The organism is Streptomyces sp. NPDC091649, assembly GCF_044756785.1.
Lineage (GTDB): Bacteria > Actinomycetota > Actinomycetes > Streptomycetales > Streptomycetaceae > Streptomyces.
In genome coordinates this window covers 100,696-127,343 of the sequence record NZ_JBIVTR010000020.1, presented here as the reverse complement: position 1 = coordinate 127,343, position 26,648 = coordinate 100,696, and the positions used below count along the sequence as shown (strand labels likewise).

Genomic DNA, 26,648 nt, shown 5'->3' with positions numbered 1-26,648 from the left:
CCGCCCCGAGGGAGCCCTTCATGCACGCCGTACGCCTCCACGCCTTCGGTCCCGCCGAGAACCTCGTGCACGAGTGGACCGAGGACCCCGCCCCCGGCCCCGGCCAGGTCCGCATCGCCGTGGCCGCGGCCGGGGTGCACCTCCTGGACACCGTTCTGCGGGAAGGGGAGAGCGGCCCCTACCCGGCGCCCGTCGCCCTCCCGACCATCCCCGGCCGTGAGGTCGCCGGAACCGTCGAGTCGGTCGGAGAAGGCGTGGACCCCGGCCGGCTCGGCGAACGGGTCGTCGCCCACATCGGCATGGCGCCGGGCGGGTACGCCGAACTCACCGTCACCGAGGCCGACCGGCTCCACGAGATCCCCGAGGGCCTCGACGCCGCCGGGGCCGTCGCCATGATCGGCACCGGCCGCACCGCCCTCGGCATCCTCGGGTTCACCCCGCTCGGCCCGGACTCCGTGGCCGTCGTCACCGCGGCGGCCGGCGGGATCGGCACGCTCGTCGTCCAGTACGCGAAGAACGCCGGGGCCACCGTGATCGCGCTGGCCGGGGGCCCGGCGAAGGTGGCCCGGGCGGCAGCGGAAGGCGCGGACCTCGCCCTCGACTACACCCGTCCCGACTGGCCGCGCCGGGCGCGTGAACACCTCGACGCGGCGGGCCTGCGGGCCACCGTCGTCTACGACTCCGTCGGCGGAACCACCGCCCGCGCCGCCGTCGGCCTCCTCGGTCCCGGCGGACAGCACGTCGTCTACGGCTGGTCCGGCCGGGGCGCCGACGGCGGTCCGCTCTCCTTCACCTCCGGGGAGCTGACCGAACGCTCCATCACCTCCACGTCCGTGCTCGGGCCGCGGATGATCGAGAAGGGCGGCGGCCTGCGCGCCCTGGAGACCCGCGCCCTCGCCGAGGCGGCGGCCGGCCGGCTGCGTCCCGCCGTCCAGCGCTTCCCGCTCGCCGCGGCCGCCGCCGCGCACCGCGCCCTGGAGACCCGGGGCACGATGGGCAAGGTGATCCTGGAGCCGTAGTCGAAAGGCCCCGCGGTGGTCGTGGAACCGCGGTCAGGCCCCGCGGCCGTCGGCCCCCAGACGGGCCAGGGCCCCGTCCGTCAGCCGGTACACCGTCCACTCGTCCTGCGGGCGCGCGCCGAGCGACTCGTAGAACGCGATGGACGGGGCGTTCCAGTCGAGCACGGACCACTCCAGCCGCTGGTAGCCGCGCTCCACGCAGATCCGCGCCAGCTCCGTCAGCAGCGCCCTGCCGTGACCGCCGCCGCGCCGGTCGGGGCGGACGTACAGGTCCTCCAGGTAGATGCCGTGCACGCCGCGCCAGGTGGAGAAGTTCAGGAACCAGAGGGCGAAGCCGATCACCTCGCCGCCGTCGTCGTCGGCCGTCGCCACATGCGCGTACGCGGCGGGCCGGTCGCCGAACAGCGCCTGGTCCAGCTGTTCCTCGGTGACGACGACCTCGTGGAGGGCCTTCTCGTACGCGGCGAGATCCCGCACCAGGGCGTGCAGGACGGGGACGTCTTCGGGTGTGGCGGTACGAATCATGGGCGCAGCGTAAGCAACCGGCGGCCGGGCCACACCGTCATCTCCCCCGAGCCCGCGTCCCCGGCCCCGGCCCGCCCTCACCGGCCCAGCAACCGCCGCGCGATCTCCGCGCGGCCGGGGGCGAGCCGGCGCTCCCCCGACCCGGCCGCCCACAGCCCGTTCTGGAGCACCCGCCCCAGCGTCCAGGCCCGCGCCCGGTCCCGTTCCAGGCCCAGCGCCTCCGTCAGCGCGTCGAACCGCCACAGCACCTCGCCGGCGTCGAAGAGGTTGTCCAGTGCCGGGAACAGCTCGAAGCCCGGGTCCCCCGCCAGCGGCTTCGGGTCGAGCGCCACCCACTCCCCCGCCCGCCCCACGTCCGCTCGCCCGGCCAGGATGTTGTCGTAGTGCAGGTCCCAGTGCAGCAGCCGGTCCGCCGCGTCGGCCAGCAGGCGCGTCCGCTCCGGCAGCGCCGCGAGCATCCGCTCCGCCACCCCGCCCAGCGTGCGCAGCCCCTCGGGCGCGGGCACCGCCGACAGCCGGGCCAGCACCGCGCCGAGGGCCGTCACCGCGCGGCGCACATCGGCCTCACCGGACAACGGCCGCCGTTCGTCGAGCCGTTCCAGCAGCAGTGCGCCGGTCTCCGGGTCGTGGTCGAGCAGCTCCACCGCCCCGGCTCCCGCGTCCGACCACGCCCGCAGCGCGACCGGTTCGTCCACCGTCTCCTCGTCCGCGGCCTGGAGCTTCAGCGCGGCGGGCCGCCCGTCCGCCTCCCGCACCACGGGGAGGACCAGCGCGCACATGCCGTACATCGACGGGCCGTCCGGCCGCAGCCCCCACCGCGCCAGGCACCGCCCGGCCAGGTCCGGCAGGGCGGCGACGAAGGCCCGCCCGGCCGCTCCGTTGAACTGCGACTGCGTGGCGACCAGTTCGTCCGGGACATCGATCACCCCACCGATCCTAGGGACCTGCGTCAACGGAACAGTCCGCCGCGCAGTAACGTCCCGCCACACGTACGCCCGGCATCTCACCGGACCGGGCCGGGACACCAGGGGCATCATGAGCACCGTCAGTACCGTCGTCGGCGGCATATCGTTCTGGTACGCGCGGGAGGGCGTCCCCGGCCCGCGCGAACCCCTCCCCGGCGACGCGAGCGTCGACGTCTGCATCGTCGGCGGCGGCTACACCGGCCTCTGGACGGCGTACTACCTGAAGAAGGCCGTGCCCTTCCTCAACATCACCGTCCTGGAGGCCAGGTTCTGCGGTTACGGGGCCTCCGGCCGCAACGGCGGCTGGCTGTACAACGGCATCGCGGGCCGGGACCGGTACGCCAGGCTGCACGGCCACGACGCCGCCGTACGGCTCCAGAAGGCGATGAACGAGACCGTCGGCGAGGTCGTCAGGGCGGCCGCCGAGGAGAACATCGACGCCGACATCCACCGGGGCGGTGTCCTGGAGGTGGCCCGCACCCCCTCCCAGCTCGCCCGCCTCAAGGACTTCCACAGCGTCGAGATCGCCTTCGGGGAGAGTGACCGGGTCCTGCGCGGCGCCCGCGAGACCGCCGAGCGCGTCCGTGTGACCGGGGCCGTCGGCTCCACCTGGACCCCGCACGGGGCCCGGCTGCACCCGGCCAAGCTGGTCAAGGGCCTCGCGGACGCGGTGGAGGCGCTCGGCGTGACCATCCACGAGTCGACGCCGGTCACCGAGATCAAGCCCAAGCACGCCGTGACGCCGTACGGCACGGTCCGCGCCCCGTACGTCCTGCGCTGCACCGAGGGCTTCACCGCGAGCCTCAAGGGGCAGCAGCGCACCTGGCTCCCGATGAACTCCTCCATGATCGTCACCGAGCCGCTGCCCGCCCGGATCTGGGACACGATCGGCTGGGAGGGCCGTGAGACCCTCGGCGACATGGCCCACGCCTACTTCTACGCCCAGCGCACCGCGGACGACCGCATCGCGCTCGGCGGCCGCGGCCACCCGTACCGCTTCGGCTCGGCCACCGACGACGACGGCCGCACCCGGCCCGGGACGGTCGCGGCCCTGCGCGACCTGATGGTCCGGCTCTTCCCCACCACGGCGGGCGTCCACGTCGACCACGCCTGGTCCGGCGTCCTGGGCGTCCCGCGCGACTGGTGCGCCACGGTCACCCTGGACCGCTCCACGGGCCTGGGCTGGGCGGGCGGGTACGTCGGCTCGGGCGTCGCCACCGCCAACCTCGCCGCCCGCACCCTGCGCGACCTGATCCAGCAGGACTCCGGCCAGGCGGGCCCGACGGATCTGACCGCCCTGCCCTGGGTGAACCACAAGGTCCGCCGCTGGGAGCCGGAGCCCTTCCGCTGGCTCGGCGTCCACGGCATGTACGCGGCCTACCGGGCCGCCGACCGCCGCGAGAGCGCCTCGCCCCGCCCCGGCACGCACCCGGTCGCCAGGGCGGCGGACCGCGTCGCGGGCCGCCGCTGAGCCGCCGGGCCGGGCCCCGGCCCCGGGCCGCGCTTCAGTCGCGGGGCCAGGGCCGCCCGTCGAGCCGTTCGATGGAGAGGTTCAGGCGGCCCAGGGAGGCGGCGAGCTGCTCGGCCTCCTCCGGCGTCCAGTCCGCGAGGACCTTCGCCAGGCCCGCCAGGTTCCTGGTCCGGTCGTTGTCGAGGCGGCGCTCGCCCTCCTCGGTGATGGCGAACTTCCGGGCGATGCCGCCGTCGGGGTCCGGGATGCGCTCGACGACCCCGGCCCGCAGCATCGCGGCGGTCTGCCGGTTGAGCGTGGAGGCGTCCAGACCGAAGGCGTCGCTGAGCTGGCTGATGGACATCGGGCCTTCCACCTGGATCCGGCTCAGCAGGATGTAGGCGCTGCGGTCGAGCCGCCATTCCACGCGCGGGCTGAGCAGGTGCATGTACCGGCCGAGCAGCATCGTCTCGCGTTCGATCCGGTCGATGGGCTTGTCCACGCGCTGCTTCCTTCGGTTCCTGCGGCTCCCGGTCCCGCACGCCGGGGACGGGCGAGCCGGTGACCAGGTCTATCACGATAGATGTGCACTATGCACACGTTATGCATGATGCATATTCCATGTATCTTGCATAGGTCAACACCGAGAACCGAGCCGCCGAAACCGGACCGCCGAGAACCGAGCAGGCGCGAACCGAGCAGGAACGACGGGCCCGGAAGGGCAAGAGGGAGCAGCACCCGTGGAGAGTTCACCCCCCGCACCGCGCCCGGGAGGCGTGGTCGGCATCCTGGCCTTCGCCGGCATCGTGGCGGCGCTCACCCAGACCCTGGTGGTGCCGCTGATCGCGGAGCTGCCGAAGATGTTCGACACCTCCGCGTCGAACGCCTCCTGGGTGATCACCGCCACCCTGCTGGCCGCCGCCGTGGCCACCCCCGTCGCCGGCCGGCTCGGCGACATGTACGGCAAGCGGCGCATGCTGCTCGTCTCGCTCCTTCCGCTCGTCGTCGGCTCGGTGGTCTGCGCCCTGTCCTCCTCGGTGGTCCCGATGATCGCCGGGCGCGGCCTCCAGGGCCTGGGCATGGGCGTGGTCCCGCTCGGCATCAGCCTGCTGCGTGACGTGGTGCCGGCCGAGAAGCTCGGACCGTCCATCGCGATCATGAGCGCCTCGATGGGAGTGGGCGGCGCGCTGGGCCTGCCGTTCGCCGCCGCCATCGCGGAGAACACCAGCTGGCGGGTGCTGTTCTGGGTGGTCGCCGTGCTGGCCGTCGCCGTCGGCGCGCTGATCGCGGCCGTCGTCCCGGGAGACCGCCCCGCCGCCGCGTCCGGGAGCTTCGACCTGCCCGGGGCCGTCGGCCTCGGCACCGCACTGGTCTGTCTGCTCCTCGCCGTCTCCAAGGGCGCCGACTGGGGCTGGGGCAGCGCCACCACGCTCACCCTCTTCGCCGCCGTCCTGGTGCTGCTGCCCGCCTGGGGCTGGTGGGAGCTGCGGCTGAGCGAGCCGCTGGTCGACCTGCGCGTCACCGCCCGCCCCCAGGTCCTGATGACGAACACGGCCTCGATCCTGGTCGGCTTCGCGATGTACGCCCAGTCCCTCGTCGTGCCCCAGCTGCTCCAGCTGCCCGAGGCCACCGGCTACGGCCTGGGGCAGTCGATGCTCGCGATGGGCCTGTGGATGGCCCCGGCGGGCCTGATGATGATGGCGATGTCCCCGGTCGGCGCGAAGCTGTCCGCCGCCAAGGGCCCGAAGGTCACCCTGGCCGTCGGCAGCCTCCTCATCGCGGCCGGTTACGGCCTGTCCGTACCTCTGATCGGCGCGGACTCCCCGTGGAGCCTGCTGATCGTCACCCTCGTCTGCAACTCGGGCGTCGGCTTCGCGTACGGGGCGATGCCCGCGCTCATCATGAGCGCGGTGCCCCAGTCCGAGACCGCGTCGGCGAACAGCTTCAACGCCCTGATGCGCTCGATCGGCACGTCCTTCGCGGCGGCGGTGATCGGAGTGGTCCTGGCCCGGATGACCACCGACTTCGGCGGCTTCCCGCTGGCCTCCCAGAACGGCTTCCGCGTCGCGATGCTGATCGGCTGCGGGGTGGGCCTCGCGGCGGCGGTCGTCGCCGCCCTCATCCCCGTACGCCCGGCCACCGCGCCTCTCCAGCCCGCCGCCGCGACCGGACCGGCGGGGACACCGGAGGCGTCGAAGGCCACCACCGCCTGAGCGGGGCCGGCAGGACGGCGGCCCGGGGCCCGACGGCGGGAGCCGCCGGGCCCCGGGCCGGAGTGCTTACGTACGGGGGAAACGCACCGCCCGCACGGCGACGCGTCAGCGCGGCAGCCGCAGCAGCCGGCCCGACCTCGCCGTCGCGACCAGTTCCTCGACGGTGGCAAGCTTCACCCGGGGCCGCCCGTCCCGCTTCCCCCGGTCGCGCTCGGCACGGTCGATCGCGGCCAGGCCCCGGGCGTCCACGACCCGGCGGTTGCGCCGCCGGGCCAGTCGCCGGAACGCCTTGGCGTCGCCCGTGGGCGGGGGGAGCGTCCCGGCGACCGCGTCCGCCAGGAGCGTGCCGACGGTCTCGGCCGCGCAGGTCCGGTTGGCGCCGATCCCGCCGGAGGGCCCCCGTTTGATCCAGCCGACCACGTAGCCGCCCGGCAGCCCGGCGACCCGGCCGCCCTCGTGCGGGACGGTGCCCGTGGCCTCGTCGAACGGCAGCCCGGGGACCGGCAGCCCCCGGTAGCCGATGGCCCGCAGCAGCAGCCCGGCCCGCAGTTCGACCGAGCCCCCGCCGCCGGCGCCGGCGTCACCGCCCCCGCCGCCGACGCGACCGCCGCCGTCCGTGACGCGTACGGAGCGCGCGTCCCCCTCGCCCGTGATCTCCACCGGTTCGGAGTGGAAGCGGAGCACGATGCGCCGGTTCACGCCCGCCGGAAGTGCGGGAGAGGAGGCGTCCGTCCGCACCCGGGCCAGCCCCCGGAGCATCCCGGCCCGCTCGCCCGCACCGGCGGCGTCGATCGCCGCCCCCGTGCGCGGATCGTGGTCGTCCACGACCAGCTCCACGCCCGGCAGGTGCTTCAGCGCGCGGAGTTCGGAGCGGGTGTACGCGGCGTCCTCGGGGCCCCGGCGGCCCAGCACCACGACTTCCCGGACCCGGCTCGCCCGCAGGGCCTCCAGCGCGTGGGCGGCGATGTCGGTGCCCGCGAGCGCCTCCGGGCCGGCGACCAGGATCCGGGCGACGTCGAGGGCCACGTTGCCGTTGCCCACCACGACGACCCGCTCGGCCGACAGGTCGACGCCCTGCGCGACGGCCTCCGGGTGGGCGTTGTACCAGGCGACGAACGAGGTGGCCGACACACAGCCCGGGCCCTCCTCGCCGGGGATGCCGAGCCGCCGGTCCGTGGAGGCGCCGACCGCGTAGATCACCGCGTCGTGGTGGGCGGCCAGCTCCTGCGCCGTGACGTCCCGGCCCACCTCGATGCCCAGGTGCATCCGGACCCGGGGGTGGGAGTGGAAGCGGGAGAAGGTGTCGCCGACCTTCTTCGTCGCGGGGTGGTCGGGGGCCACGCCGTAACGGACCAGCCCGCCGGCCACCGGGAGCCGGTCGATCAGGGTCACCTCGGCGGCGGTGTGCAGCAGCAGGTCCTGGGCGGCATACATCCCCGCGGGGCCGGTGCCGACGACGGCCACCCGCAGCGGCCCGAAGTCGGACGGCAGGCTGCGCCCGAACACCGGCTCGCCCCAGGCATGGAAGTTGGGCCCGGGGACGCCGGCTCCGGCGGAAGGGGGCGCCTCCCCCTCGAAATAGGCGGCGTTGATCTCCGCGTACTCCCGCTGCCCGGCGGCCAGCGAGTCCACCGGGAAGATCGCGTCCACCGGGCAGGCGTCCGCGCAGGCACCGCAGTCGATGCACGCCCGGGGGTCGATGTGGAGCATCTCCGTGCTGCCGAAGGCACGTTCCTCCGGCGTCGGGTGGATGCAGTTGACCGGACACACGGCCACGCAGGTGGCGTCGTTGCAGCAGGTCTGGGTGATGGCGTAGGTCATGGCCTCGGCTCAGATCAGGTTCGCGCGCTTGTAGAACGCGAGCGCGGGCTTGGTGAGCAGCCGGGCGGAGGCCAGGAAGTCCATCAGCCCCGAACAGCTGGACCGCATCATGGACTTGTGGTGCTCGTTGCGCTTGGCGGCGGCCAGCGCCCGCTTCCGGTCGAGGCCGGCCCTCGCGTAGACCCCGGGGTTCACCATGCTGGTCACGATGAAGTAGGAGGCGACGGCGACGACGAACGCGTTGATCTGCCGCCGCGCCCACCCCGCGCCCGCCAGCCGCTTGAGGGTCTCGTCCCGGGCGAACTTCATGTGCCGGGACTCCTCCACCACATGGATGTTGTTGATGGTGCGGACGAACGGCACGACCCGCTCGTCGCGCATCCAGTCCCGCTGCATCACGTCGAGGACCTCCTCGGCGACGAGGATCGCCGCGTAGGCGGCCTCGCCGAACGCCAGCGTCTTGAAGGCCCTGCCCAGCTCCATCACCGCGCGGCGGGGACGGTAGTGGGGCGCGCCGAGCTTCTCGGCGCCGCGCGCGAACATGATCGAGTGGCGGCACTCCTCGGCTATCTCGGTGAGCGCCCACTGGAACTCCGCGCCCGCCGGGTTCTTCATGTAGATGTCGCGCAGCACCATCTGCTGGAGGATCATCTCGAACCAGATACCGGTGCTGGCGACCGAGGCCGCCTCCTGCCGGGTGAGCTCCTTGCGCTGCGCCTCGGTCAGCTCACCCCAGTACGGGGTCCCGTAGAGGCTGCACCACTCCGGGCTCGCGCCATGGAAATCCTTGTCCAGCGGCGTCTCCCAGTCCACCTCGGTGGCCGGGTCGTACGCCAGCTGCGCGGCCGAGTCGAGCAGCCGCCGCGCGACGTCGTCGCTCTCGGCGCTCTCCTGGACCTTCGACGGAACGGTGCTGCCGGCCATGCTGCGGCTCCTTGGGTCGAGTGCGGTGATCCTTGATCGTGGTGAGCTGTGAACCAGCGCGGTGACACGCGTACGCCGTGGTGGCGTACGTACGACGTGCGTCCGGCGTGGTGGTGCCGTACGTACGACGTGGCGCCCTGTCGGCGGGCGGTGCCGTGAGGTACGGCGTCGGCCCCGCCGCGCGAGTGGCCGCGCCCCACGTCCGGTCCGACGCCGGACCGGACAGCGGCCGACCCGGGGCCCCTTGTTAGACGCAAGGTATAACAAGGACCCCGGGTCGGCCTACCCCCCGGTAGAAATCGGTACGGACGCTCACCACTTCTCCTTGCCCGGAGGGCAGTTCGGCCCTGTTCCTCCCTCCGGGCGACCGGCAGGGAGCCCGCTATCGGGGGTCCTGGCCGAACTTCGAGGTCGACCAGAAGTAGCCGAGCACCACGAGCCCGAGGCTCCAGCCGACGGCCAGCCAGCCGTTGTGCCCGATCTCGCTGCCGAGCAGCAGCCCGCGCAGGGTCTCGATGGCGGGGGTGAACGGCTGGTACTCGGCGAACGGCTGGAACCAGCCCGGCATCGTCCCGACCGGGATGAAGGCGCTGGACAGCAGCGGGAGCAGGATCATCGGCATGGCGTTGTTGCTGGCCGCCTCGGCGTTCGGGCTGATCAGGCCCATGCCGACGGCCACCCAGGTGAGGGCCGCGGCGAAGAGCACCAGCAGCCCGAACGCCGCCAGCCACTCCACGACCGTGGCGTCCGTGGACCGGAAGCCGATGGCCACCGCGACGGCGCCCACCAGGACCACGCTCAGCACGCTCTGCAGCACGCTGCCGACGACATGCCCGACGAGCACCGAGCCGCGGTGGATCGCCATGGTGCGGAAGCGGGCGATGATGCCCTCGGTCATGTCGTTGGAGACGGACACCGCGGTACCGATCACGGTGGAGCCGATGGTCATCATCAGCAGCCCCGGGACGATGTAGGCGATGTACGCGGAGCGGTCGGCCCCTCCGCCGCCGATGCCCGCGCTCATCACGTCTCCGAAGATGTAGACGAACAGCAGCAGCATCATGATCGGCGTGAGCAGCAGGTTCAGGGTGAGGGACGGATAGCGCCGGGCGTGCAGCAGATTGCGGCGCAGCATGGTGTTCGAGTCGCGGACGGCGAGGGCGAGAGAGCTCATCGGACAGCCTCCTTCGGCTGGTCGTTCCGGGCGGCGGCGGAGCCGGTGAGGGCGAAGAACACGTCGTCGAGGTCGGGGGTGTGCACGGTCAGCTCGTCCGCCTCGATGCCGGCCGAGTCCAGCCAGTCGAGGATGGAGCGCAGCTCGCGCTGACTGCCGTCACTGGGAATCCGGAGCGACAGGGCCTCGCCGGCGGCGGCTCCCCCCGATCGGGCGAAGCCGAGGGCCGGCGGAAGGGCGGTCTCGCTCAGGACGGAGGCGGCGGACCGGTAGGCGGCCGGATCGGTGAAGCGGAGCTTGACGTGCCCGCCCGGAACGATCCGCTTCAGCTCCTCGGCGCTTCCCTCCGCGACGATCTTGCCGTCGTCGAGTACGGCGATACGGTCGGCCAGCTCGTCCGCCTCCTCCAGGTACTGGGTGGTGAGGAAGACGGTGACGCCGTCGGCGACGAGTTCGCGGACGATCCCCCACATGGTGTGGCGGGACCGCGGGTCCAGGCCCGTGGTCGGCTCGTCGAGGAAGATGATCCGCGGGCTGCCGACCAGCGTCATGGCGATGTCGAGGCGGCGCTTCATCCCCCCGGAGTAGCCCGCCGCGGGCTTCTTCGCCGCTTCCACGAGGTCGAAGCGCTCCAGCAGCTCGGCGGCGACCCGGCGGCCCTCGCGGCGCGGGAGGTGGTGCAGGTCCGCCATGAGGAGCATGTTCTCCTCGCCGGTGATCAGTCCGTCGACGGCGGAGAACTGTCCCGTGACGCCGATCGCGGCACGCACGGCCTGCGGTTCGGCGGCCAGGTCGTGGCCGCCGACGCTCAGTTCGCCGGCGTCGGCGGTGACGAGGGTGGAGAGGATCTTGACAGCGGTGGTCTTGCCCGCGCCGTTGGGCCCGAGCAGGGAGAAGACGGTGCCCTGCGGCACCGACAGGTCGATGCCGTCGAGCACGAGCTTGTCGCCGTAGGACTTGCGCAGTCCGGTGGCGCTGATCGCCGGTACGACGCTGTGCGCGGCGACCGGTACGGATGTCCGAGTGGTGGTCATGCTGGCTGCCTTTCACGAACGGTGCATCGGGCATGGGCGTGGCGCGGGGGTGAACACGGGATCGGCGCGGGCTCGGGCGGGCGCCCGAGCGCGGGACCGGACGCGGAATCGGGAGCGGGAGCGCTTCCGGGCTCGGCCCGGAAGCAGGCAGGCGGGGGCGAGCCCGGGCTCAGGCGCGGGAGGGCGGGCGGGGCCGTACGCGGGACCGGGCAGGCGGTCAGCCGCGGGAACGGGCCGGCATCGAGCGGGGGTCGGAGCGGGCGAGGACGGGCACGGGTTCGAACGGGCGAGGACGAGCGCGGGATCAGGCAGGCGATCAGGCGCGGCGGACGATGATGTCGCCGGCCCCGCTCCGGGCGTGCACCTCGACGGTCTCGTCGGAGTCCTCGGGCCCGGCGGCGGCGCCGAGCGCATTGCGTACGGTGCCGAACTTCGGGTTCAGGTCGAGCCAGGCGGCGGTGCCCTCGTGGATGCCCACTTCGATGTCGCCGACGGAGGTGCGCAGAACGACGCGGCCCCGGATCACGTCCCCGACGCGCAGACGGCCGTTGGAGGAGGTCGCCTCCACCCCGGCGTGGGCGGCGCCGATCTCGATCCGCCCGTTGGCGGACTTGGCGACGACGGCGCCGTGCGCGACGCCCACGGCGATGTCGCCGTTGGCCGCGTTGACCTTCAGCCCGCCCCGGGCCTCGTCGATCGCGGTCGCCCCGTTGCCGTTCTTGACGACGGCCGTCCCGGCGACCGCGCCGATCTCCACGCGGCCGGACCCGAGGACTTCGGCGTCCCCGGTGGAGCGGGCCAGCCGGATGTCGCCGTGGTCGGTCTTGAGCGCGGCCCGGGCGGCCTCGTCCACCTGGAGGTCGCCGAGCGCGGTGGTGAGCTTCACCTCCCCGAGAGGCCCTTCGCAGAAGAAGCCGCCGAGGGCGGTGGTGCCGCGCACGTCGGACCCCGCGGGCAGTTCGACGCTCACCACGACGGCGCCCGGCTTGCCGAACAGGGACCGCTTCCTGGGCGTCCTGACGGTGAGGCGGCCCCCCGAGCAGGAGACCTGGGTCTGCTGTACGGCGCGCACGTCGTCCTCGTCGGAACCGTTGCCCGGCAGCACCTCGACGACCGTGTCGGTGCGCTTTCCCGCGGTGATGCGGGCCGTGCCGGCGTCCAGCTCGATGACGGCGGAGATCGGCTCGGGGGTCTCGAAAGAAGGCATGGCTGTTCCGTCCTCTTGGCTCGGTGAGTGATCGATGACGTCGGACGGATCGGCGATCCGCCGGTGAGAGTGGTGCGGCTACGGCCCGTAGGGGACAGCGCTCAGCGGACCCAGCCGGTGAAGCCGCGACCGCCCGAGTCCTTGCTGCGGCCCGGCGCGCTCCCGCGCCCTCCGCCGTCGAGGGACACGGACACGGCCCGCACGAGCCAGGCGTTGACCGACAGCCCCTCCGCCGCCGCGGCGGCTTCCGCGCGGCCCTTGAGGTGGGCGGGGAGACGGAGGTTGATCCGGACCATGGCGCCGTCGTCCGCCTCACCGGCCGGAGGCGCGGCCACGACGGGGGCCGCGACCGGCTCCCGCGCCTCCCGTACCGGCTCGGGCACCGGCGGCGGCGTCACCACGAACTCGGGATCGAGCCCGCGCAGCCGCACGTCGACCGAACCGGGAGCCAGCTCCCGGGTGACGTCGCCCATGGCCGCGGAGAGCACGTTGAGCAGGGTCAGCCGGACGGCGGACTCCAGGGGAGCACTGAGCCGCTCGGCCAGGGCGCGGGCTTCGTCGCCGCTGGCATCCGCCGCGACGGCAAGTTCCCGCCGGAGGTGGTCGACATAGGGGGTGAGGTCCATGACGCCATCATGGCACACACTTGGCACCACGTCGAGCCACATTGGCGCACTCTCTGACAGGACGCCACTGACCTGCGCTTTTACAAGTGGGCGGGCGGCCATGGCACCGCACGATCCGCCCGGGCGGCCAGAAATGGCACCGCGTGGCACCACTTGGCATCAGGTGGCGCCAAGCGGCACCACCGCGACGCCGCCCGACGCCACGGCGCGCCACCCGACCCACCGACGGCTCCGCGCGTCCCGCCCGCCCCCACCGCCGAAGCCGGATGTACTGAAAACAAGCACCGCGCACACGACTCCGGTCGCCCCACCCGATCACCCCCAGGAGCCCCCGCATGCCCCACCCGCCCGCCTACCTGGCCCTCTGCACGCACACCCACCTGTTCCCCGGCGCGCGCTGCCGCCTCCAGGGGGTGCCCCGTCCGGAGGCGTTCGCGGCGGCTCCGGAGACGATCGACGTACACCTGCGGTTCTCCGACGGCACGGCCACCGCGGCGGAACTCCACACCGGCGCCCCGACAGACCCGACCCTCATGGTCGCCGCCCACACCACCGCGGCCGGCACCTCCATCGAGGCCCGCGCCTGGACCGTCCGGGAGCTGACCCGGAGGGGAGCAGAAGTGGAACTGAGACTGGGCGCCCCGACCCGCAGCTGACCCCTCACCGAAGGACGCGCGGGCCGGGCGCTCGGCGCCTTCGCCGACGCAGCGGCGTCCTGCCGCGGCGGTGAACCCCGGGCCCGGGAAGTGCGCAGCGGGACGACATCGCGGTCCGGGCAGCAAAAAAAACCAGGCCAGCAGGGCGCTGACCTGGTGTTTTGAGCCGCCTGTCGGAATCGAACCGACGACCTGGAGCTTACAAGGCACCCGCTCTGCCAACTGAGCTAAGGCGGCACCGCGCGCGCCGGTCCAACACCGCGCGCGCAAGCCCTCACTCTACACAGCGCCCCATCCACCGATCCATGACGTTTCACCCCACCGCCACCGCGGCCGGCCGCCCACCGGTGCGTCAGGAAGACCGACGTCCCGCGCCGCATACCGGGCGGTCGGGGGAGCGGGCGCGACGGGCCCGGCGGACCGGCCCCCACGGGTGGCGGGTGAGGAAGCCGACCGCGTCGAACCCGCCGCTCCGGGCCTCGCCCACCGCGGGAGACGTTCCCCTCGGACTACTGACAGATCGGGAAACGCCAGGTAGCGTCACGGCAGGTTCACGCCTGTGGACCAGACCACTCCCTACTCGGATCGTCCGGCACGTTCCTGCCGGTTGAGGAGAAGATTCATCATGGCCAGCGTCACGTTCGACAAGGCGTCCCGCGTCTACCCCGGCTCCACGAAGCCGGCCGTGGACGAGCTCGAGATCGACATCGCGGACGGCGAGTTCCTCGTCCTCGTCGGTCCCTCCGGTTGCGGCAAGTCGACCTCCCTGCGCATGCTCGCGGGTCTGGAGGACGTCAACGGCGGTGCGATCCGCATCGGTGACCGCGATGTCACCCACCTGCCGCCGAAGGACCGGGACATCGCCATGGTGTTCCAGAACTACGCGCTCTACCCGCACATGTCCGTCGCGGACAACATGGGCTTCGCGCTGAAGATCGCCGGTATCAACAAGACCGAGATCCGGGCGAAGGTCGAAGAGGCCGCCAAGATGCTGGACCTCACCGACTACCTGGACCGCAAGCCGAAGGCGCTCTCCGGTGGTCAGCGTCAGCGTGTGGCGATGGGCCGGGCCATCGTGCGTGAGCCGCAGGTCTTCCTCATGGACGAGCCGCTGTCGAACCTCGACGCCAAGCTCCGCGTCTCCACCCGTACGCAGATCGCCTCGCTGCAGCGCCGCCTCGGCATCACCACCGTGTACGTCACCCACGACCAGGTCGAGGCCCTCACCATGGGCGACCGGGTCGCGGTGCTGAAGGACGGGCTGCTCCAGCAGGTCGACTCGCCGCGCAACATGTACGACCGCCCCGCGAACCTCTTCGTCGCCGGCTTCATCGGCTCCCCCGCGATGAACCTCGTCGAGGTCCCGATCACCGACGGCGGCGTGAAGTTCGGCAACAGCGTCGTCCCGGTCTCCCGCGAGGCGCTCACCGCCGCCGCGGACCGCGGTGACACCACGGTCACGGTCGGCATCCGCCCCGAGCACTTCGACATCGTCGAGCACGGCGGCGACGCCGCGAAGTCGCTGACCAAGGACGCCTCGGACGCGCCGGCCGGCCTCGCCGTCTCCGTCAACGTCGTCGAGGAGCTCGGCGCCGACGGCTTCGTCTACGGAGGCGCCCAGTTCGCCGGCGAGCACAAGGAACTGGTCGTCCGCGTCGGCGGCCGTGCCGTCCCGGAGAAGGGCACGGAGCTGCACGTCGTCCCGCGCCCGGACGAGCTGCACGTCTTCGCGACCTCCACCGGCGAGCGCCTCACCCGCTGACGCCCGCCCGCCGACGCCCCACCGGCGCACCGGCGGCCATCGCCGTACCGGCGGCCCCGCGCTCCCCGCACAGGGGGGCGCGGGGCCGTTTGCGTGGCACCGGCGGTTTCGGGGTTTCGAAGCGGAGGGGCGTCAAATACCCCGGCACACAGGTCATTTCACCCAGGGTCGTCAACCTCGTATTCGAAAGGGCGGCTCGAACCATCCCCCGCGAGAGTGACGAATTGTCGTCAGGCCATCACTGGCCGCTACGCTCGCTGCGTGACCCACACCGCGCGCCGCATCGGCCGATCCCTCGCTCTCGTCCTGCCCGTCGTCATGGTTCTGTCCGGGACCCTCGCGGTCACCAGCGTTCCGTGGGCGGCGTCGGACAACGACTCCCAGCTGCTGGCCGCCTCCTCGGAGACCGTGTCCAAGCCCGCGAAGCCGCATGCCGCGCAGGACGTCCTGCGCGAGAAGCTGCTCGTGGAGCTCACGGAGAAGGACCCCGGGGCCGCCCTCACGGGACTTCAGCGCGCCGTCGAGCGGCGTCCGTCGCTCGCCCGCCACTGCATGTCGATCGCGAAGGCCCTCGGCAAGGCGGCCGTCGAGCAGTACGGCCCGACGCGCGCGCAGCGCTTCTCCCGGCCCGTCTGCGACACCTCGTTCGCCTCCGGCGTCGCCCAGTTCAGCTGAGCCGTTCCCGACCGGGCCGCTGCCCGTCCGGGTCCGTCCGGCTGAGCCGTTCCGGCCGAGGGCTCCCGTGCCGAGCCCGCGGGCGGCCGGGCGGAGCGCCGCCGCCCGTCGGCGGGCACCGCATATCGTGCCTGCCATGCATACGTATCCGACGCAGGCCGTGATCCTCGCCGGTGGCCAGGGGTCCCGGCTGCGGCCGTACACCGATGACCGCCCCAAGCCGATGGTCGAGATCCCCGGGACCGGGACTCCGATCATCGGCCATCAGCTTTCCTGGCTGGCCGCCGAGGGGGTCACCGACGCCGTGGTCTCCTGCGGGCACCTCGCCGAGGTGCTCCAGGAGTGGCTGGACTCCGCCGTACTGCCGCTCCGGGTCACCACCGTCGTGGAGACCGAGCCGCTGGGGCGCGGCGGCGGGCTGAAGTACGCGGCCGGGCGGCTGCCCGATCCGGAGCAGCCCTGGTACGCCACCAACGGCGACATCTGGACCCGCTTCTCCCTGCGGGAGATGGCCGCCTTCCACGCGGAGCGCGACGCCACCGCCACCCTGGCCCTCGCCCGCCCCCGGATTCCCTGGGGCGCCGTGGAGACCGACGCGTTCGGGCACATCACCGACTTCATCGAATCGCCGCCGTCGCCGTATCTGATCAACGCCGGGGTGTACGTGTTCTCGCCCTCGTTCACGGCGCTGCTGCCGGACCGGGGCGACCATGAGCGGACCACGTTCCCGCGGCTCGCCCGCGAACGCCGGCTGGCCGGGTACCCGCTGCCGAACGGGGCGTACTGGCGCGCCATCGACACCGCGAAGGACCTCACCGAGGCGGCCCGCGAGCTCGACTCCCCCACGGGCGGCACCACATCGCACCCGGCTGACCGCACCGGCTGACCGCACCGGCCGGCCCCCGCCGACCGGTCACCACCGTGGGCCGCCCCGGGGCCGCCCCCGTGGGCCGCCACCCCGGGACCACCCGTGGCGGGCCGCAGCCGCCCGCACGGAGCAGGAACCCGTCCCCGTACGGCTCCGGCAGCCACCCGTCCCGTACGGCTCCGGCGGTCGCCCGTCCGGTGCGACCGCCCACCCGTCCACGCCTCCGCACAACAGGCCGGCCCCCACCCGGTCTCTCCGGGTGGGGGCCGGCCCTCGCTGCCGGTGTACGGGTCAGCCGAGCAGGCCGCCGATCGGGTTCCTGCCGCCGGAGGTCGATCCCTCGCCGCCGGAGGACGTCGAACCACCGGTGGGCGCCGGTTCGCCGCCACCGCCGGAGGAGGCGTCGCCGGTGGAACCGGACGAGGTGGGACCGGCGCTGGTGGCGGCCGGGGGCTCCTGCGGAGTGGACTGCTGCGGGGGCGCCTGGCCCGTGCCCTGGGTCTGGCTCGGCTGGGTGTCCGAACCGGTGCTCTGGCCGCCGGAGTCGCGGGTCGCGCCCGGGGTCACCTGGCCGGTGGTGGACTCGGTGGCCGCCCCGGAGGGGGTGGGCTCCGGCTGTCGCCGCTGCTCCGGCGTGCGGGAAGCCTGGCGCTCGGCGGTGGACTCCTGGGGCAGGGGCATCCCGGGGAGGCGGTTGGTGGGGTTGTCGTTGCGGCCGGGCACGGTGACCACCTCGGTGGAGCGGACCGCACCGCCGAGGATGGAGCCGATGAGCAGGGTGAGGCCGACGACGACCGTCGCGACGACGGCGCCCCGGCGCAGGACCCGGCGGCGCAGGTCCCAGATCTCCGAGCGCGGACCGAGCTTGCGCCAGGCTTCCCCGGCCAGCCGGCCGTCCACGGAGTAGACCGGCGCGCCCGCGATGATCAGCGGGCTCCAGGCGGCCAGCAGGATGATGTCGGGGGCGTCGTACACGGCGACCGTGCGCCAGCTCACCGTCACCAGCAGCGCGGCGGAGAGCAGCGCGCCGAACGCGGCGGCCACCCGCTGCCAGAGGCCGAGGACGGTGAGCACACCGACCACGACCTGGAGGAAGGCGACGGTCAGCCCGGCGCCGACCGGGTGGGAGAGCGCGAAGTCGCGCAGCGGCTCGGCCACCGCCCACGGGTGCAGGGAGGTCAGCCACGTGACCATCGAGCCGCGCGCGCCGCCGTCGAAGTAGACGGGGTCGCACAGCTTGCCCATGCCGGCGTAGATGGAGATGAAGCCGAGGAGCACCCGCATGGGGAGCAGGACGACGCCCAGGTTCATCCGGTGGCCGGGGTAATAGGCGTGCCGGACCGAGTCGTTGGCGCCCCGCCGGGCGCGGGAGTCATCGGCTTCGTCGACGTCGTCGCCGGCGTCGGGGGCGCCGGGCCGGCCGAGGTCGTCGGGCCCGTCGACGAGGTCGTACGCGCCGACGGCCTGCCGCATGGGCGGCAACAGCGGGCCGGTGCGCCCCGGCTGGTGGGGGGCGGTCAGTACGGGGGTGGGCTGCGTCTCCTCCAGGAGCGGGACGACCTGCGTCGCACCCACCGCGTGCCCCTCCCCGGACGCCCCGCCGAGTCCGGCGTCGAGGAGTCCGGCGGTGGAGTTGCGCACGGCCTGGAGGAGGCCGGTGGCGCCGGGGTCGCCGGGAGCGGACTTCCCGCTCCAGACGACCGGTGCCCTCCTGCGGCCTCCACCGGCGCCGCTCATCGCGGGGATGCGGGCCGTCTCCGCGGGGGCACCGCGCAGCCGTGCGCGCTGGCCCGGGGCGAGCTGCACCCGGAAGCTGGCGTGGTTGACGATGACCTGCGCGGGGTCGCTGTCCACCTTGGTCATGCTCAGGGCGGGTTGCTCGTCGAACCGAGGCGTTCTGGTGTCCACACTCATCTAACCGAGTGATGGGTGCTTAGGACACTGCCTTGACCCCCCGGATGTGTCCGAGACCCGTCAAGATCGGGCCAAACCCGGGCATCCCGGAACGGTGTTCGGCATTCGCCCCTCACCGTGTCCGGCCGACACGTCCGGCCGACGCGCCGGGGCGGCGTGAACGCCGCGGCCCCGGCGGCCGGTGCGCGGCTATCCGCGGCGGCGCGCCACCTCGTACATCACGATGCCCGCCGCGACACCGGCGTTGAGCGACTCCGCGCCGCCGGGCATGGAGATCCGCACCCGGTAGTCGCAGGTCTCGCCGACGAGCCGGCCCAGGCCCTTGCCCTCGCTGCCGATGACGATGACGACCGGCCCGGCCAGCTGCTCCAGGTCCTCCACCGTGTGCTCGCCGTCGGCGGCCAGGCCGACGACCGTGAGGCCCGCCTTCTGGTAGCCCTCCAGCGCGCGGGTGAGGTTGGTGACCCGGGAGACCGGCGTGCGGGCCGCCGTGCCGGCGGAGGACTTCCACGCGCCGGCGGTCATGCCGGCCGCGCGGCGCTCGGGGACGACGACGCCGTGGCCGCCGAACGCGGAGACCGAGCGGACGATGGCGCCGAGGTTGCGCGGGTCGGTCACCCCGTCGAGGGCGACGATCAGCGGGTCCTCGTTGTTGTCGTACGCGGCGGCGGTGAGGTCCTCCGGGTGCGCGTACTCGTACGGCGGGACCTGGAGGACGAGGCCCTGGTGGTTCAGGCCGTTCGTCATCCGGTCCAGCTCGGGGCGCGGGGCCTCCATCAGGTTGATGTTGCCGCGCTCGCTGGCGAGCTTGAGGGCGTCGCGGACGCGCTCGTCGTTGTCGATGTACTGCTGGACGTACAGGGTGACGGCGGGCACGCCGTCCCGCAGGGCCTCGTAGACCGGGTTCCGGCCGACGACCATCTCCGAGGTGCCCTTCACGCCGCCGCGCCGGGGCGCGGGACGGCGGGCCGCGGCCTGCTTGGCCTGGGCGTTGGCGACCCGGTTCTTCTTGTGTCCCTTGCGGGCGGAGGCGGGCGGCGTCGGTCCCTTGCCTTCGAGACCACGGCGTCGCTGGCCACCGCTGCCGACCTGCATGCCCTTCTTGTTGGACGTGCGGCGGTTCCTGCGTTGGCTGTTCCCGGCCATGATCTACCTGTTTCGTTGCTTTCAGACGTACGTATGTATAAGGAAAGTGTGCCGCCCGGATCGCCGGGCGGCACCATCTCACTGCTCGGAGCGGGTGCTCAGCGCGGTCCCAGCGTCCACCGGGGGCCGGTGGGGCTGTCCTCGATGACGAGGCCGGACCGGCCCAGCTGGTCGCGGATGGCGTCGGCGGCGGCCCAGTCCTTGCGGTCCCGGGCCGACTGCCGCTGGTCGAGGACCAGGCGCACGAGAGTGTCGACGACGCCGTGCAGATCCTCGCCCCTCTCGCTCTCGCCCGCCCAGTGCGGGTCGAGCGGGTCCAGACCGAGGACGCCGAGCATGGCCCGGACCTCGGCGAGGCGGGCGGCGGCGGCTTCCTTGTCGTCCGCGGCCAGCGCGCTGTTGCCCTGCCGGACGGTGGTGTGGATGATCGCCAGGGCCCCGGGCACGCCCAGGTCGTCGTCCATCGCCTCGGCGAAGGCGGGCGGCACCTCGGCGGCGGGCGGCACGGTCTCCCCCGCCTGCTCGGTGGCGCGCTGGACGAAGCCCTCGATCCGGGCGAACGCGGAGTCGGCCTCGCGCAGGGCGTCCTCGCTGTACTCGATCATCGACCGGTAGTGCGGGGTGCCGAGGTAGTAGCGCAGGACGATCGGGCGCCAGTTCTTGACCATCTCGCTGACGAGGACGGAGTTGCCCAGCGACTTCGACATCTTCTCGCCGGACATGGTGACCCAGGCGTTGTGCACCCAGTACGTGGCGAATGCGTCGCCGTACGCCTTGGCCTGGGCGATCTCGTTCTCGTGGTGCGGGAAGATCAGGTCGATGCCGCCGCCGTGGATGTCGAACGCGGAGCCCAGGTACTTGTGGGCCATCGCGGAGCACTCCAGGTGCCAGCCGGGCCGGCCGCGCCCCCAGGGCGTCTCCCAGCTGGGCTCGCCGGGCTTCGTGGCCTTCCACATGGCGAAGTCGCGCTGGTCGCGCTTGCCGGTCTCGCCCTCGCCCGAGGGCTGGCGCAGATCGTCCAGCTCCTGGTTGGACAGCTCCAGATAGCCGGGCAGGGAGCGCACGTCGAAGTAGACGTTGCCGTCGGCCTCGTAGGCGTGACCGCGCTCGATCAGGCCGCGCATCATCTCGATCATCTCGGGGATGTGGCCGGTGGCGCGGGGCTCGTAGGTGGGCGGCAGGCAGCCGAGCGCGTCGTAGCCGTCGTTGAACGCGCGCTCGTTCTCGTAACCGATCGACCACCACGGCCGGCCCTGCTCGGCGGACTTAGCGATGATCTTGTCGTCGATGTCGGTGACGTTCCGGATGAACGTGACGTCGTAGCCGCGGTAGGTGAACCAGCGGCGCATGATGTCGAAGTTCAGGCCCGAGCGGATGTGGCCGATGTGCGGCGCCGCCTGGACAGTGGCGCCACAGAGGTAGATCGAGACGCAGCCCGCGGTGAGCGGGACGAAGTCACGGATCTGCCGGGCGTTGGTGTCGTGCAGGCGAAGAGTCACGCCTCAAGGGTAGTAGGCCCGCACCAGTGCCCCGCGACCCCCGGGGACAGCCGGGACAACTTTCTGGTACCGGGATGCCTCGAACCGGCCCGGAAGGGCCCTGGCCGAGTCAGATGCGGCCGACGACCTTGCGCGGGGAGACGCGGACGACGACGCGGGGGCCGTCGGATCCGGAGTCCGGGTTGAACTGCGCGTACGGCATGCCGGTGTACTTCACCGAGAGCTCGTCGATCAGTTCCTGCCCGCCGTCCGTCGTCAGTGTCGCCTCGCCGCGGATCTCGGCGTAGCTGTACGGGGCGTCGAAGGGCTGCACGACCACGCTGACGCGTGGGTCGCGGCGGAGGTTCTTCTCCTTGCGGCGGCCGACGGTGGTGGAGATCAGGAGGTCGTCGCCGTCGCGCTTGACCCAGACCGGGGAGACCTGGGGGCTGCCGTCGGGCTGGACGGTGGCGATGTTGACGAACACGGGGCTGTCGAGCAGGTTCTTGAGCTCGGTGGAGAGTGCGGCGGTCATCTGTACGTCCTCCGGTGCGCGCTGGTCCTGTGGTCCAGTGGTGCTCCTACCCCGCGACCGGTCGTGTTCCCTGGGCCGGTCCTGACGTCCCGCCGGAAGAGTGAACGCCAGCGCCGCTCCGGCGAGCGGGACCGCCGCGAGGACCGCCCACCGCACGGGCGCGGGCACGTCGAGCAGCGCACCGGTCGCCGCGCTCCCCCCGAGGACGGCGATCCCGGACACGGAGGACAGCGCCCCGGTGGCCAGCCCGAGCTGCCGGTCCCCGACCAGGTCGGGCACCATGCCGCGGGCCGCGGGGACCAGCAGCATCTGGCCCAGGGTCAGCAGGGCGACGAGCGCCGCGCCGGGCAGCAGGCCGCCGGGGCCGGCCGGCGTGAGCGGTACGGCGGCGAACCCGGCGGCGACGACCGTGAGGCCGGTGACCAGCGCGGTGCGCGGGGCGATCCGGCGGGCGGACCAGCGGGTCAGCGGGAGCTGGGCGATGACGACCAGCAGCGAGGACAGGGCGAACAGCCAGCCGAGCGCGGTCTGGGACCCGGTGGCCCGCTCCACCTCGACGGGCAGCGAGAGATAGAGCTGGTTGTAGGCGACGAGGTAGCCGCTGTACGCGAGGCAGAGCAGCAGGAACGCCCGGTTGGTGAACACCTCACGCCAGGGCGACCGCCCCTGCCGGTCCGTACGGGGGGCGTCCCGCGGTTCCCGGTCCCGTACGCGGTCGGCGCGCGGCATCAGGGCCGTGTGCCCGGCCAGTACACCGACGAAGACGAGGGCGCCGGCGAGGCAGGCGGCGCGGAAGCCGCCGCCGAGCAGCAGGAGCAGCGAGCCGAGCAGGGGCCCGAGGAACGCCCCGGCCTGCCCCGCGGCGGAGAAGAGGGCGAGGACGTGGGCGCGCGGAGCGCCGGTGTCCCGTTCGAACCGGACGGCCTCGCGGGCGGCCTCGGACTCCACGGCCGGGGAGAACAGCGCGGCGGCGAAGCCGATGAGGAGCACGGCGGCGACGACGGTGGCCGTGGAACCGGCGAAGGCGAGCCAGCCGAACCCGGCGATCCGCAGGGCGCAGCCCGCCAGCACGACGGGGCGCGGGCCGTAGCGGTCGGTGAGCGCGCCGCCGACGACGAACAGGCCCTGCTGGCTGAAGGTGCGCAGCCCGAGGACGAGGCCGACGAGCCAGCCCGCCATGCCGAGCCCGCTGCCGAGGTGGGTGGCCAGGTAGGGCAGGACGGCGTAGAAGCCGATGTTGAAGGCGAACTGGGTGGCGGTGAGGAGCCGGAGATAGGGCGTGGGGGCGCTCGCGAACCGGACCCGGCGGCCCTTCCCCTCGACGGGGGCCCGTGCGGGTGCTCCGGCGTGCGCGGGTGCGGGCGCGTCGGCTCGCGTGGGTGCGGGCCGGTTCACTTCAGGCCCGCCGGGGTGCGCCCGCGCACGGCGGCCGAGCTGAGGACGGCCAGCGCGCCCAGGGCGGCGAGCGCGGCGGCGGGGGCGAGGACCGCCCACGGGGCCCGTTCCGCGTACGGCAGGTTCTCCGACAGCATCCGGCCCCACTCCGGCGCCGGGGCCTGTGTGCCGAGGCCGAGGAAACCGAGGGAGGCGAGGGCGAGGGCGAGGGCCGGGACGCGCAGGAGGGCGTGCCGGACGACGGGCGGGAGGACCCCGGGCAGGACGTGGCGGCGCAGCAGATGGGTCCGGTCCGCGCCGAGGGCTCTGGCGGCGGCGAGGTGCGGGGCCGCCTTCTCCTGCGCGTACAGGGCGGCGGTGTGGGCGGCCAACGGGGCCCAGGCGACGGCGGCCACGGCGATGGCGGCGCCCCAGGGGCCCGGCCCGGCGACGCCCGCGACGACGAGGCCGACGAGGACGGCGGGGAGCGCGTTCGCCGCCTCGGTGAGCGCTCCGGCGCGGGCGGCTCCGAGGAGCAGGCCGAGCACCAGCGTGACGGCCCCCACGGCGACGGCCGCGAGTGCGGTCCGGGCCGCTCCGTGGCCGAGGCGGGCGAGGATGTCGCGGCCGAGGTTGTCGGTGCCGAAGGGGTGCGCGGCGGAGGGGCTCGCGAGGCGGGCGGCCGTGTCGATGTGGAGGGGGTCGCGCAGGAGGCCCGCGACGGTGACGGCGGCCAGGAGGGCGCCGAGGACGAGGGCGGCCGCGGCGAGCGCGCGGCGGCCGGGCAGGCGGGGCGCGACGAGGGCCGGCAGCGCGCGGGCGGTGAGCGCGGGGCCGAGCAGCACGCGGACGGCGAGGCGGGCCAGGAGCCCGGCGGCGACGGCCAGGAGGAGGAGCACCAGGACGGCCGCCCGGAGGACGGGCAGGTCCTGGGCGAGGGCGGCGGCCAGCGCCGTGGCGCCGAGACCGGGTATCGCGTACAGCGTCTCGACGGCCACCGCCCCACCGGTCAGCCCGACCGTGATCAGGGCGAGCTGGGGCAGCAGCCCCGGCAGCATCCGGCGCAGCGCGTGCCGGGCGATCCTTCGACGCGGCATACCGCTCGCGGTGGCGGCCCGCGCCCAGGGCTCGGCGAACGCGCCGGGCAGCGCGTCGTCCAGCAGCCGGCCCAGCAGGGCTCCCGCGGGGACGCCCATGGCCAGCGCGGGCAGCACGAGCTGGTCGGGCGCCCCCCAGCCGAGCGCGGGGAGCCATTCGAGGCGCACGGCGAACACCGTGGCCAGCACGGCGGCGAGCAGGAACTCCGGCAGTGCGGCGAGTACCGCCGCGCCCGCTCCGGCGCGCACCCGGACGATCCGGCGCGCGGCCCCGCGCCGCAGGGTGGCGGCGCTCAGTGCCAGGGCGAGGAGCACGGCGACGGCGAGCGAGACGCCCATCAGGGTGAGGGAGTTGCCGAGGGCGGCGGCCACCTCGGGTCCGACGGGCTGCCCGGAGACCCAGGACATGCCGAGGTCGCCGCGTACGAGAGCGCCGAGCCAGCCGCCCAGGACGGGGAGGGGGCCGCCGTCGAGCCCGGTCTCGGCGCGGATCGCGGCGAGGGTCTCGGGGGTCGGGGCCCGGTCGGCGTACCGGGCGTGCAGGATCGTGCGGGCCGGGTCGGTCCGGGTCAGCCAGGGCAGCAGCCCGATCACCGCGACGACGGCGAGCAGGGTGCCGAGCCGTCCGGCGAGGTACTTCACGCGCTCACCCGACGTGGGTGTCGGCGGTGATGAGGGTGCGTTCCATCGGGTCGAGGGCGACGCCCCGGACGCGGGTGTCGTCGTACCCCTGCACGAAGCGTTCGTGGACGAGCGGGACGAGCGCGTCGGAGCCGAGGACGGCGGCCTCGGCGGTCATCTCCGCGCGGTGGCGGGCGTCGGTTCCGGCCAGGGAGGCGGCCCGGTCGACGGCGGTGTCGACGGACTTCGCGCAGAGCTGGGTGATGTTGAAGCTGCCGTCGCAGGTGAAGTCGGAGGCCAGGTAGGAGACCGGGTCGGCGGTGTCCAGGAGAGTGTTGCGGGCCTGGATGAACGCGTCGTACGTCCCGGCGAGCGCGTCGGCCTCCAGCCGCGCGTAGTCGCGGACGACCTGCTCGACGCTGAAGCCGCGCTGCTCCAGCTGCCGCTGGACGACGGTGGCGACCTCGGGCAGTTCGGGCCGGTTGGTGTAGGTGGCGAGGACGATCTGCCCGGTCTTCGCGACCTCGGCCGGGGTGGCGGCCTTCGCGCGGCCCGTGGGGGCGGTGCGCAGGCCGGCGGCCCAGGGGACGCCGGGGCCGAGGAGCCCCTGGGCCGTGTCCGCGCGCCCTTCGTAGACGCCGTCGACGAGGGCCTTGGAGTCGATGGCCTCGCGGGCGGCGGCGCGCATCGCCGGGTCGGCGAAGACGCCGCGTTCGGTGTTGAGGGAGAGGCCGTTGGTGCGGGCGGAGGGGAACGCGTGGACCAGTCCGTCGCCGAGCAGGGACGCCTGCGAGATCGGTACGTACTCGGCGACGTCGACGTCCTCGGTCCGCAGCGCGTTGGCGCGGGCGGTGCCGTCGGCGACGAACCGCACGTCGAGGCCGGGGGCCTTGGCCTTGTCGCCCCAGTAGGTGTCGTTGCGCTCCAGGGTGGCGCCGACCGTGCCGTTCACGTCGGTGAGGGTGAAGGGGCCGGTGGCGTGCCCGGCGGGGTCCGCCTTCGAGCCGTCCTCGTACGCGGCGGCGGACAGGATGCTCAGGGAGGGGTTGGCGAGCCGCTGGGGCAGGAGCGGGTCGGTGTCCTCGGTCGTGATCCGTACGGTCGCGGCGTCCGGGGCCGAGGCGGTGAGCGTGGTGTCGGACAGCACGCGGGGCTTCGGGGACGCCTTCTGCGCGGCGGTCAGGGAGCGGGCCGCGGCGGCGGCGTCGAGCTTCGTCCCGTCCTGGAAGACCGTGCCCTTGCGGAGCGTGAACTCCCAGACCAGGTCGCCGTCCCGCTTCCAGGAGGCGGCGAGCGCGGGCTGGGCCTCCCCGTTCCGGTCCAGCCGGGTGAGCCCTTCGACGACCGCGAGCCGGCTCAGGGTGACCGCGTCGTCCCCGTACGGGGACATGGCCTGGGCGGGCGGGAAGGCCAGGGCCACCTTCAGCCGCTGGTCCCCGCCGGAGCCGCCGGATGCGGTGCAGGCGGTGGCGGGGATCAGGAGAGCGGCGGCCAGCGGCAGTGCGACGCGCGCGACGCGGGGGCGGGGGCGGTGGCGGGACGTGGGCATGGCGGCGACCTTATA

At 73.7% G+C, this 26,648-nt stretch carries 22 protein-coding genes, 1 tRNA gene and 1 pseudogene; 7 read left to right on the top strand and 17 right to left on the bottom strand.

Annotated elements, in window-relative coordinates; genetic code table 11:
• The first annotated feature begins 20 nt into the window (after positions 1–20).
• Positions 21–1,019 (top strand): zinc-binding dehydrogenase, encoded by a 999-nt coding sequence (locus ACIQMU_RS27425; RefSeq protein ID WP_352243606.1) that lies wholly within the window; start codon positions 21–23, stop codon positions 1,017–1,019.
• A gap of 33 nt (positions 1,020–1,052) precedes the next feature.
• Here the strand turns inward: ACIQMU_RS27425 and ACIQMU_RS27420 are convergent, their stop codons facing one another.
• The gene (locus ACIQMU_RS27420; RefSeq protein ID WP_402689913.1) at positions 1,053–1,544 is read right to left on the bottom strand and encodes a GNAT family N-acetyltransferase; all 492 of its coding nucleotides are present in this window, start codon (positions 1,542–1,544) and stop codon (positions 1,053–1,055) included.
• A gap of 77 nt (positions 1,545–1,621) precedes the next feature.
• Positions 1,622–2,470 carry an aminoglycoside phosphotransferase family protein gene (locus ACIQMU_RS27415; RefSeq protein WP_402689912.1) on the bottom strand — a complete coding sequence of 283 codons (849 nt, stop codon included), beginning with the start codon at positions 2,468–2,470 and terminating at the stop codon, positions 1,622–1,624.
• A gap of 109 nt (positions 2,471–2,579) precedes the next feature.
• Here ACIQMU_RS27415 and ACIQMU_RS27410 point away from each other — a divergent pair, with 109 nt between their 5' ends.
• Positions 2,580–3,980, top strand: a complete 1,401-nt coding sequence (locus ACIQMU_RS27410) for an FAD-dependent oxidoreductase (RefSeq protein WP_352243603.1) — start codon at positions 2,580–2,582, stop codon at positions 3,978–3,980.
• A gap of 34 nt (positions 3,981–4,014) precedes the next feature.
• Here ACIQMU_RS27410 and ACIQMU_RS27405 read toward each other — a convergent pair whose 3' ends face one another.
• Positions 4,015–4,461, bottom strand: coding sequence for a MarR family transcriptional regulator (locus tag ACIQMU_RS27405; RefSeq protein WP_352243602.1), 447 nt, complete (start codon positions 4,459–4,461; stop codon positions 4,015–4,017).
• Positions 4,462–4,699: 238 nt separating this feature from the next.
• On the opposite strand from ACIQMU_RS27405, the gene ACIQMU_RS27400 reads away from it, so the two are divergent.
• Positions 4,700–6,172 (top strand): MFS transporter, encoded by a 1,473-nt coding sequence (locus tag ACIQMU_RS27400; RefSeq protein ID WP_352243601.1) that lies wholly within the window; start codon positions 4,700–4,702, stop codon positions 6,170–6,172.
• Positions 6,173–6,277: 105 nt separating this feature from the next.
• Here ACIQMU_RS27400 and ACIQMU_RS27395 read toward each other — a convergent pair whose 3' ends face one another.
• From ACIQMU_RS27395 to ACIQMU_RS27370, 6 genes are all read right to left on the bottom strand, one after another.
• Positions 6,278–7,993 carry an FAD-dependent oxidoreductase gene (locus ACIQMU_RS27395; protein ID WP_352243600.1) on the bottom strand — a complete coding sequence of 572 codons (1,716 nt, stop codon included), beginning with the start codon at positions 7,991–7,993 and terminating at the stop codon, positions 6,278–6,280.
• Positions 7,994–8,002: 9 nt separating this feature from the next.
• Positions 8,003–8,917 carry a diiron oxygenase gene (locus ACIQMU_RS27390; RefSeq protein WP_356726191.1) on the bottom strand — a complete coding sequence of 305 codons (915 nt, stop codon included), beginning with the start codon at positions 8,915–8,917 and terminating at the stop codon, positions 8,003–8,005.
• A gap of 382 nt (positions 8,918–9,299) precedes the next feature.
• Positions 9,300–10,091: an ABC transporter permease gene (locus ACIQMU_RS27385; protein ID WP_352243598.1), complete on the bottom strand. Its 792-nt coding sequence runs from the start codon at positions 10,089–10,091 to the stop codon at positions 9,300–9,302.
• A complete protein-coding gene (locus ACIQMU_RS27380; RefSeq protein WP_352243597.1) occupies positions 10,088–11,125 on the bottom strand; it encodes an ATP-binding cassette domain-containing protein in 1,038 nt (345 codons plus the stop codon). Before ACIQMU_RS27380 ends, ACIQMU_RS27385 begins: the two co-directional genes overlap by 4 nt.
• Positions 11,126–11,441: 316 nt before the next feature.
• Complete coding sequence (locus ACIQMU_RS27375) at positions 11,442–12,332, bottom strand: DUF4097 family beta strand repeat-containing protein (protein ID WP_402689911.1); 891 nt, start codon at positions 12,330–12,332, stop codon at positions 11,442–11,444.
• Between the two features lie 101 nt (positions 12,333–12,433).
• On the bottom strand, positions 12,434–12,958 hold the full coding sequence (locus tag ACIQMU_RS27370; protein ID WP_402689910.1) for a toxin-antitoxin system HicB family antitoxin: 525 nt from the start codon (positions 12,956–12,958) through the stop codon (positions 12,434–12,436).
• 335 nt (positions 12,959–13,293) lie between these two features.
• On the opposite strand from ACIQMU_RS27370, the gene ACIQMU_RS27365 reads away from it, so the two are divergent.
• Positions 13,294–13,614: a hypothetical protein gene (locus ACIQMU_RS27365; RefSeq protein ID WP_402689909.1), complete on the top strand. Its 321-nt coding sequence runs from the start codon at positions 13,294–13,296 to the stop codon at positions 13,612–13,614.
• Between the two features lie 164 nt (positions 13,615–13,778).
• Here the strand turns inward: ACIQMU_RS27365 and ACIQMU_RS27360 are convergent.
• Positions 13,779–13,851 (bottom strand) — tRNA-Thr (locus tag ACIQMU_RS27360).
• A gap of 388 nt (positions 13,852–14,239) precedes the next feature.
• Here ACIQMU_RS27360 and ACIQMU_RS27355 point away from each other — a divergent pair.
• The 3 genes from ACIQMU_RS27355 to ACIQMU_RS27345 all read left to right on the top strand — a co-directional run bounded on the left by ACIQMU_RS27355 (position 14,240) and on the right by ACIQMU_RS27345 (position 16,937).
• Positions 14,240–15,376: a sn-glycerol-3-phosphate ABC transporter ATP-binding protein UgpC gene (locus ACIQMU_RS27355; protein WP_352243593.1), complete on the top strand. Its 1,137-nt coding sequence runs from the start codon at positions 14,240–14,242 to the stop codon at positions 15,374–15,376.
• A gap of 261 nt (positions 15,377–15,637) precedes the next feature.
• Positions 15,638–16,051: a hypothetical protein gene (locus ACIQMU_RS27350; RefSeq protein ID WP_352243592.1), complete on the top strand. Its 414-nt coding sequence runs from the start codon at positions 15,638–15,640 to the stop codon at positions 16,049–16,051.
• A gap of 136 nt (positions 16,052–16,187) precedes the next feature.
• Complete coding sequence (locus ACIQMU_RS27345) at positions 16,188–16,937, top strand: NDP-sugar synthase (protein WP_402689908.1); 750 nt, start codon at positions 16,188–16,190, stop codon at positions 16,935–16,937.
• 273 nt (positions 16,938–17,210) lie between these two features.
• Here ACIQMU_RS27345 and ACIQMU_RS27340 read toward each other — a convergent pair whose 3' ends face one another.
• The 7 genes and pseudogenes from ACIQMU_RS27340 to ACIQMU_RS27310 form a co-directional block, all read right to left on the bottom strand.
• Entirely contained in the window at positions 17,211–18,833 is a 1,623-nt protein-coding gene (locus ACIQMU_RS27340; RefSeq protein WP_402689907.1) for a DoxX family membrane protein, read from the bottom strand.
• A 189-nt stretch (positions 18,834–19,022) separates the two neighbouring features.
• On the bottom strand, positions 19,023–19,979 hold the full coding sequence (rlmB, locus tag ACIQMU_RS27335; protein WP_352243589.1) for a 23S rRNA (guanosine(2251)-2'-O)-methyltransferase RlmB: 957 nt from the start codon (positions 19,977–19,979) through the stop codon (positions 19,023–19,025).
• Between the two features lie 98 nt (positions 19,980–20,077).
• Positions 20,078–21,478: a cysteine--tRNA ligase gene (gene cysS / locus ACIQMU_RS27330; RefSeq protein ID WP_352243588.1), complete on the bottom strand. Its 1,401-nt coding sequence runs from the start codon at positions 21,476–21,478 to the stop codon at positions 20,078–20,080.
• Positions 21,479–21,587: 109 nt separating this feature from the next.
• Positions 21,588–21,992, bottom strand: coding sequence for a PPOX class F420-dependent oxidoreductase (locus tag ACIQMU_RS27325; RefSeq protein WP_352243617.1), 405 nt, complete (start codon positions 21,990–21,992; stop codon positions 21,588–21,590).
• Between the two features lie 57 nt (positions 21,993–22,049).
• Positions 22,050–23,228 (bottom strand): annotated as a pseudogene (locus ACIQMU_RS27320) (MFS transporter); the annotation flags it as partial.
• 155 nt (positions 23,229–23,383) lie between these two features.
• Positions 23,384–25,105, bottom strand: coding sequence for an ABC transporter permease subunit (locus ACIQMU_RS27315; RefSeq protein ID WP_402689906.1), 1,722 nt, complete (start codon positions 25,103–25,105; stop codon positions 23,384–23,386).
• 4 nt (positions 25,106–25,109) lie between these two features.
• On the bottom strand, positions 25,110–26,633 hold the full coding sequence (locus tag ACIQMU_RS27310) for an ABC transporter substrate-binding protein (RefSeq protein ID WP_402689905.1): 1,524 nt from the start codon (positions 26,631–26,633) through the stop codon (positions 25,110–25,112).
• Positions 26,634–26,648: the final 15 nt, after the last annotated feature.

Bases quoted from the DNA above. Each gene is read 5' to 3' on its own strand.
- ACIQMU_RS27425 (WP_352243606.1), top strand. From the start codon at position 21: ATGCACGCCGTACGCCTCCACGCCTTCGGTCCCGCCGAGAACCTCGTG.
- ACIQMU_RS27420 (WP_402689913.1), bottom strand. From the start codon at position 1,544: ATGATTCGTACCGCCACACCCGAAGACGTCCCCGTCCTGCACGCCCTG.
- ACIQMU_RS27410 (WP_352243603.1), top strand. From the start codon at position 2,580: ATGAGCACCGTCAGTACCGTCGTCGGCGGCATATCGTTCTGGTACGCG.
- ACIQMU_RS27395 (WP_352243600.1), bottom strand. From the start codon at position 7,993: ATGACCTACGCCATCACCCAGACCTGCTGCAACGACGCCACCTGCGTG.
- ACIQMU_RS27390 (WP_356726191.1), bottom strand. From the start codon at position 8,917: ATGGCCGGCAGCACCGTTCCGTCGAAGGTCCAGGAGAGCGCCGAGAGC.
- ACIQMU_RS27385 (WP_352243598.1), bottom strand. From the start codon at position 10,091: ATGAGCTCTCTCGCCCTCGCCGTCCGCGACTCGAACACCATGCTGCGC.
- ACIQMU_RS27380 (WP_352243597.1), bottom strand. From the start codon at position 11,125: ATGACCACCACTCGGACATCCGTACCGGTCGCCGCGCACAGCGTCGTA.
- ACIQMU_RS27375 (WP_402689911.1), bottom strand. From the start codon at position 12,332: ATGCCTTCTTTCGAGACCCCCGAGCCGATCTCCGCCGTCATCGAGCTG.
- ACIQMU_RS27370 (WP_402689910.1), bottom strand. From the start codon at position 12,958: ATGGACCTCACCCCCTATGTCGACCACCTCCGGCGGGAACTTGCCGTC.
- ACIQMU_RS27365 (WP_402689909.1), top strand. From the start codon at position 13,294: ATGCCCCACCCGCCCGCCTACCTGGCCCTCTGCACGCACACCCACCTG.
- ACIQMU_RS27355 (WP_352243593.1), top strand. From the start codon at position 14,240: ATGGCCAGCGTCACGTTCGACAAGGCGTCCCGCGTCTACCCCGGCTCC.
- ACIQMU_RS27345 (WP_402689908.1), top strand. From the start codon at position 16,188: ATGCATACGTATCCGACGCAGGCCGTGATCCTCGCCGGTGGCCAGGGG.
- ACIQMU_RS27340 (WP_402689907.1), bottom strand. From the start codon at position 18,833: ATGAGTGTGGACACCAGAACGCCTCGGTTCGACGAGCAACCCGCCCTG.
- rlmB (WP_352243589.1), bottom strand. From the start codon at position 19,979: ATGGCCGGGAACAGCCAACGCAGGAACCGCCGCACGTCCAACAAGAAG.
- ACIQMU_RS27325 (WP_352243617.1), bottom strand. From the start codon at position 21,992: ATGACCGCCGCACTCTCCACCGAGCTCAAGAACCTGCTCGACAGCCCC.
- ACIQMU_RS27310 (WP_402689905.1), bottom strand. From the start codon at position 26,633: ATGCCCACGTCCCGCCACCGCCCCCGCCCCCGCGTCGCGCGCGTCGCA.